5 protein-coding genes and 1 pseudogene are annotated in these 4,051 nt (G+C 64.0%); 2 read left to right on the top strand and 4 right to left on the bottom strand.

All coding sequences use genetic code 11. The annotated features are described in order from the left end of the window. The 3 genes and pseudogenes from AC1D00_RS30445 to AC1D00_RS30435 form a co-directional block, all read right to left on the bottom strand. A pseudogene (locus AC1D00_RS30445) lies at nt 1–116 on the bottom strand (polysaccharide deacetylase family protein); the annotation flags it as partial. A 142-nt stretch (nt 117–258) separates the two neighbouring features. Next, the gene (locus AC1D00_RS30440) at nt 259–828 is read right to left on the bottom strand and encodes a glutathione peroxidase (RefSeq protein WP_404555783.1); all 570 of its coding nucleotides are present in this window, start codon (nt 826–828) and stop codon (nt 259–261) included. 106 nt (nt 829–934) lie between these two features. Then, nucleotides 935–2,641: a L,D-transpeptidase gene (locus tag AC1D00_RS30435; protein ID WP_404555785.1), complete on the bottom strand. Its 1,707-nt coding sequence runs from the start codon at nt 2,639–2,641 to the stop codon at nt 935–937. 200 nt (nt 2,642–2,841) lie between these two features. Here AC1D00_RS30435 and AC1D00_RS30430 point away from each other — a divergent pair, with 200 nt between their 5' ends. Further along, nucleotides 2,842–3,390 carry a CreA family protein gene (locus AC1D00_RS30430; RefSeq protein ID WP_477013210.1) on the top strand — a complete coding sequence of 183 codons (549 nt, stop codon included), beginning with the start codon at nt 2,842–2,844 and terminating at the stop codon, nt 3,388–3,390. Nucleotides 3,391–3,446: 56 nt separating this feature from the next. On the opposite strand, the gene AC1D00_RS30425 is transcribed toward AC1D00_RS30430, so the two are convergent. Next, the gene (locus AC1D00_RS30425) at nt 3,447–3,656 is read right to left on the bottom strand and encodes a hypothetical protein (protein WP_271574647.1); all 210 of its coding nucleotides are present in this window, start codon (nt 3,654–3,656) and stop codon (nt 3,447–3,449) included. A 162-nt stretch (nt 3,657–3,818) separates the two neighbouring features. Between AC1D00_RS30425 and AC1D00_RS30420 the strand changes: the two genes are divergently transcribed. Next, nucleotides 3,819–4,051: hypothetical protein (locus AC1D00_RS30420; protein ID WP_477013209.1), on the top strand; the 233-nt coding region annotated here is incomplete at its 3' end.

The raw sequence follows: 4,051 nt of genomic DNA, 5'->3' as shown, positions 1-4,051 counted from the left end.
GCTGCAGGCTTCGCGGCCGGGGTCTGCGACCATGCCGCGCCGGTCATGCCTAAAGACATCGCGCTTGCCAAAATCAGTCCTGCCGCCACACGCATGGTGTTGTCCTCGAGATTGATCCCGTTGTTCCGCCGTGGSTTTTCGCCTCCGGCAAAACCATCCTGCCCCAAACGATCCTAGCCTAGATGGTGGGCCCTCGCCATTGCAACGGCTGTTTGGCATCCCGCCACAATTGTGCCCAACCGGATGGGACGCGTTGCGTCAATTGTCGGCCAGTGCCTTGGCAACCGCCGTCTTGATCCGCGTATCGGTCGGCTCGATGGCGGAGGCAAACACCTCGGCGATATAGCCGTCACGCCCGATCAGGTATTTGTGGAAGTTCCAGCGCGGAACATCCTTCGGCCGCGCGTCGGCCGCCCATTTGTAGAACGGATGCGCCTTGGCGCCGACCACCACGACCTTGGCTGCGATCGGGAAGGTAACGCCGTATTGGTGGTGCGTGGTTTCCGTGATCTCGCTCGTTCCGCCCGGCTCCTGGCCGCCGAAATCGTTGGAGGGCACGCCGATCACGGTGAGGCCGCGCTCGCGAAACTCGTTCCAGAGCTCTTGCAGGCCTGCATATTGCGGAGTGTAGCCGCAGAGCGAGGCGGTGTTGACCACCAGCAGAGGCTTGCCGGTGAAAGCGGCGAGGCGGATGTCGTCGCCGGACAATGCCGGGAAGGAGAAGGCGTAGGCCGAGATCCGACTCATGCCGCCATCGGCGAACGCGCGCGTCACCGGCGCGACGGCGCCTGCAAGCGCTGCGACGAGCATGGTCCTGCGGTTCATCATGACGGCATCCCCCCGAAATGATCCGGGGCGTATGTTACTCCGCCGCTGCGATCGGCCTCGTCAACACCGCGTTATCTGGACGCGAAACCACTTCGCTCGAAACGCCCTAGTACAGGCGGACGATGAAATCGGTGCCTTCGCCGGTCTCGCCCTGGTTGATGCCCTGGTCGGAGACGATGATCGAGCCGCCAGAGGTCAGCATCTCGTTGACCTTCGCCATGGTGTCGGCGGGGATCGCGATGCGGTCGAGCGCCTCGGCCGGGCTGTCCGGCGTGATCGCCGGCTTTGCCGCGACGGGAATCACGGCGGCGCCACGCTGGCGGCGCGTCACGCGGCTGTCATCCTCGCGCGCGGCGGAGCGAGCGGAGACGGGCAGCGAAATCACCGACCAATGCAATGCATTGGCGTCGGTCTTGTCGACTTCGGCGGTGAAGACATGCGTGCCGAGCGGCCGGTCGCTGGCGGCGATCGTGACCGGCGCCTCGAAAAGTGGCGCGAAATTCTGCCGCACGTAGAGCTTGGAATCCTTGCGGCTGATGAAGACCGCGATCTGGCCGGCCCGCTTGGGAGCTTCCGGCTTCGCCGCCGGCATGGGATCGGCAGCGCGGCTCTCGTCCTTTTTGGCGTCCGCGGGTGCCGCAGCCGTCACGGCGGCGTCAGGCTTCTTTGCAGTGCCGGCCGCTTCAGTCTTGGCAGGCTCCGCAGTCTTGGCGGGCTCCGCCTTTGCGGGCTCGGACTTCGGCGCATCTGCCGGTTCGGTCTTGGCGGTGCCGACCTTGTCGGCGGGCTTGTCGCCGGTGGCGGTTGTCGCCTTGGCCGCTTCCGCGGAATCGGTCGGCTTCGCATCAGCGTTCGCCGGCCTGGTGGTTTCTTGCGATTGCAGCCTGGCCGCGCCAGACGCTTCGGCGGTTTTCGTCTCGGGCAGGGCAGGCGCTTCAACCTTGTCGGCCGGTGCGGCCGCTTCCTCGCGGGCCGGCGCATTGCCGGTCGTGATGTCCGACATCACGACGTGGCCGACCGACGAGCGCAGCTCGAGCACGCTGTCGGCGCTGGCGGTCCTGGTCTCGAGCGGTTTGGCGTCAGTGACCTTGGCTTGCGCCGCGCCCTTGTCGGCCTTGTCGGCGGTATTGGTCTGAGGCTCGACGCTGGCCGCAGGCTGCGGCGGCACACGCACCGAGGCGAGCAGAGGATGCGAGAAGTTTTGTGGTGACATCTGGCCGGGCGCGACGATCACGCGCGCGCCCATCTTGGTCCAATTCCACATCTTCACCGCGAACGCCATCGGCATGCGGATGCAGCCATGCGAGGCCGGATAACCCGGCAGCACGCCGGCATGCATGGCGACGCCGGACCAGGTGATCCGCTGCATGAACGGCATCGGCGCGCCGCTATAGATGTTGGAGTGGTGGAATTTGTGCTTCTGGATGACGCTGAACACGCCCATCGGCGTCGAATGGCCCTTCATGCCTGTCGACACCGGGGATTCCGCGAACACGCCGTTGGTGTCGTAGACCGTCACCTTCTGCCGGTCGATCGAGACGACGATGACGAGCGGCCCTTGCGGCTTGGTGCCGACTTCCTTCTCGGCAACCCCGTTCTTGCCGGCCGCGCCGCGCTTCTGCGGCTTCTGGCGTGCGACTTCGGGATGCCGATCCTGCCGGGAGACGTAGGACCCGTCGGAATAATCCGTCCAGTAGTAAAATGCTGCTTCCGCCTGGCTTGCCGTACCGATTGCGCCCGCCGCCGTCAAAATGGCGACCTGCCACAGCCGCATCGGCTTTGCAGCAGAACCGGACCCGTTCACGCTATTCATCCTCGAATCCATAATCCAAATCAGACATTAGTCTTTGCAGAGGGGATACGCGTTCACCAGCAGGGCGGTTCTGCCATCAGCTACATTTGTCCAAGACGTAGCAAAAAAGCCTCACGGAGCGGTAAACGGCGGCTTGTCCGCCGCCTTCCTGTCCGGCCGTCGCATCCCTACATTGCGGGCATTCGTTACCGGAGAACTTCATGTCATCTCGTTTCCCCGGTCTTTCCGGCATCCGCTTGAAAGGCCTTGCTTTATTCCTCCTGGTTCTGGTCGTGCCGATGGCTTCCGCCCTGGCTGCCGACGAGCCGGATCTGATCTTCCGCCGTTCGACCGTCTTCAAATGGGTCAGCCCGAACGACAAGCTCGCGACCTACGGCCTCGACGATCCCGAGGTGGAAGGCGTCGCCTGTCATTTCACCGTGCCGGAGAAGGGTGGTTTCAAGGGCTGGCTCGGCCTTGCCGAGGAGGTCTCGGACATCTCGCTCGCCTGCCGCCAGGTCGGTCCGATCAAGTTCAAGAACAAGATGGAGCAAGGCGACGACATGTTCCGCCAGCGCCGCTCGCTGTTCTTCAAGAAGATGCAGATCGTGCGCGGCTGTGACGCCAAGCGCAACGTCCTGGTCTACATGGTCTATTCGGACAAGCTGATCGAGGGGTCGCCGAAGAACTCGACCTCGAYCGTGCCGATCATGCCGTGGGGACCGGCGGACGCCAACGTCCAGAAGTGCGGCGAGTTCTTCACTCAGTGACGCCGTCTGCGTTCACTCAGTGACGCCGTTGCGTTCGCCCGGTGACGCGTTTGCGTTCACTCGGTGACGGCAGCGCGGCTGACGCGCGGTTTTGCGAGATGCGAGCCGGTCAGCCGCACGAACATCTGCGGCGCGGCTTCAAAGCCGCGGCTCGATTGCAGCGCCATTTCGCCCGGCGAGGTGGCGAGGCTGCGAACAGCTCGTTGATCTCCGCGGTCCGTCCACTGGTCCGCCTCGCGCGTCGTTGCGCGATCTTGCGCCATCATGATGGCCATCCCTCACGTGATCGCGCCCGGTGATCCGGGCGTCTCGGTTTCGATGGCTTGGGTCGCAGCCGAAGCGCCCCCGGTTCGACAGGGCCCAACCTTCGTTTGGCTTCTCTTCAGCAGAAAAACGTAAAACGCGTGTGAAGCACGCAAGGCGCGCGCATGACGGCCGCCATGCCCGGCGCATGTCCGCGGTGGAACAAGGACTTGCCGGGTTCCCCTGAGCTGCCGTGCAACCTGACTGAAATGATTGGCATTTTCCGAGAATTGTTTCGTCGCGTCGCACTGGACGAAACAATTCTCACGGATGAAACCATTTTCCGTCTTTGGCGCATCACGCGCGAAACCACCCATGGTTATCAGCTTCACAACGACGACGGCGCACCGCCGGCGGC

The organism is Bradyrhizobium sp. P2_E8 (assembly GCF_056403875.1).
Note: the sequence above shows the minus strand (reverse complement) of the source record. Positions and strands in the feature narration are given on the sequence as shown.

Coding starts and splice junctions, on each gene's coding strand:
- AC1D00_RS30435 (WP_404555785.1), bottom strand. CDS start 2,641: ATGAATAGCGTGAACGGGTCCGGTTCTGCTGCAAAGCCGATGCGGCTG.
- AC1D00_RS30440 (WP_404555783.1), bottom strand. CDS start 828: ATGATGAACCGCAGGACCATGCTCGTCGCAGCGCTTGCAGGCGCCGTC.
- AC1D00_RS30425 (WP_271574647.1), bottom strand. CDS start 3,656: ATGATGGCGCAAGATCGCGCAACGACGCGCGAGGCGGACCAGTGGACG.